The 1,831-nt window shown below is 78.6% G+C and carries 1 protein-coding gene; it reads right to left on the bottom strand.

Annotated elements, in window-relative coordinates; genetic code table 11:
• Window positions 1-8: 8 nt before the first annotated feature.
• Window positions 9-1,831 (bottom strand): SbcC/MukB-like Walker B domain-containing protein (locus tag GWI24_RS43920; RefSeq protein WP_281791747.1); only part of this gene is annotated, 1,823 nt, incomplete at its 5' end.

Here is a 1,831-nt window from a genome sequence, read left to right on the forward strand (position 1 = left end):
ACACCCCCCTAGTGCGCGGCGGCCATCCGATGCCGTACGGCCGAGCCCTGGCGGCCCTTGACGACCTCCAGCTGGGCGGGGATCCGCCGGCGCAGATCGGCGACATGGCTGACGATGCCGACCGTACGGTCGCGTTCGCGCAGCGAGTCCAGCACGTCCATCACCTCGTCCAGGGTCTGCTCGTCGAGGCTGCCGAACCCCTCGTCGATGAAGAGGGTGTCCAGGCGGACCCCGCCCGCCTCGTCGGTGACCACATCGGCCAGGCCCAGCGCGAGGGCGAGCGAGGCGGAGAAGGTCTCGCCGCCGGAGAGGGTGGCGGTGTCGCGTTCGCTGCCCGTCCAGGCGTCGATGACATGCAGTCCGAGACCGGAGCGGCCGCGCCCGCCGGAGCGGGCGTCGGAGTGCACCAGGGTGTAGCGCCCGGAGGACATGTGGCGCAGCCGTACGCTCGCCGCCGCCGCGACCTGCTCCAGCCGGGCCGCCAGCACATACGCCTCCAGTCGCATCCTGCGCTCGTTGTCCGCGGAGGTGCCGGCCGCGAGCGAGGCGAGGCGGGCGATCCGGTCGTGCTCCGCGCGCAGCGGGGCGAGCCGGCGGGCGTCGGCGACCGCCTGCGCGGAGAGCGCGTCGAGCTCCTCGCAGCGGGTGCGGGCCGCGGCGTCCGCGGCCGAGACCTCGCGCAGCGCGCGGGTGGCCGCGTCGGCCGCCGTCTGCGCCGCCGCGGGGTCGGCGGGGGGCGCCTGCGCGGCGGCGAGCACCCTCGGGTCGGACAGTTCGGCCGCGACCGCCGCCGACTCCGACTGCCACGCGTCGAGACGGCGGCGCGCCTCGCGCTGCCGGTCCGGGTGCAGCACGGCCTCGGCGGCCTGCTCCGGGGTCTCGAACCCGGCCCGGTACGCGGCGTCGGCGAGCCGGGCGTCGGCCTCCTTCAGCCGGTTCGCGGCCGCCTCCGCGGCCCGCGCCGCCTCGGCGGCGTGGGCCAGCAGCGCCGCCTGCCGCTCGAGCCGCGCCGCGCGCCGCGCGACGGTGGCGTCCGCGCCGCGCGCCTGCTCAAGCTCGGTCAGCAACGCGGCCCGCTCCCGGGCCAGGGCCTCGCGGTGCGAGGTGCGGGCGGCCGCCCGCCGCTCGGCCTCCTGCCGCTGTTCCGTACGGCGGGTGTGCTCGCCCTCGGCCCGGTCCAGGGCCTCGCGGGCGGCGTGCGCGTCGGCCGCCGCGTTTCTGGCTTGGGCGTACGCGGTGCGCAACTCGGCCAGGGACCGGTCGAGTTCGGCCGCGTCCTCGCCCTCCGCCGTGGCCTCCGCGCCCGCGCGGGCCTCCCGCAACGCGTTTCGCGCCCGCTCGGCCTCCTCGCGGGCCTCCTCGGCGCGCTGGTAGTCCGCCAGCGCGGTCTCCTCCGCCGTACGGTCCACATGACCGGCCCCGGGCCGGGCCGGGCTCGGGTGCTCGGTCGCCCCGCACACCGCGCAGGGCTCTCCGGCGCGCAGCCCGGCCGCGAGCTCGGCGGCGATGCCGCGCAGCCGGGCCTCTTTGAGGTCGAGCCAGTTCCGCTGCGCGGCGGCGGCCCGTTCCCGCGCCCGCAACAGCTCCTCCCGCGCCTGCCCCTCCTGTCCGGCGAGCCGGTCCCGCCGCCGGGCGGCCTCCAGCCGCCGCTCGGCGGGCTCGATCCGCCCGCCGAGCTGCTCGGCCCGGGCGACGGCCTCCTGCGCCGCCTCGACCCGCCGCTGATGCGCCCGGTGGGTCTCCTCCCACCGGGCGAGCCACTCGGCGGCCTCCTCGACCGCCTCGTCGTCGGCGCGAGCCTCCCGCTCAAGGGCGGCGATCTCACGGAGGA

Source organism: Streptomyces sp. MK37H (genome assembly GCF_018035285.1).
GTDB lineage: Bacteria > Actinomycetota > Actinomycetes > Streptomycetales > Streptomycetaceae > Streptomyces > Streptomyces endocoffeicus.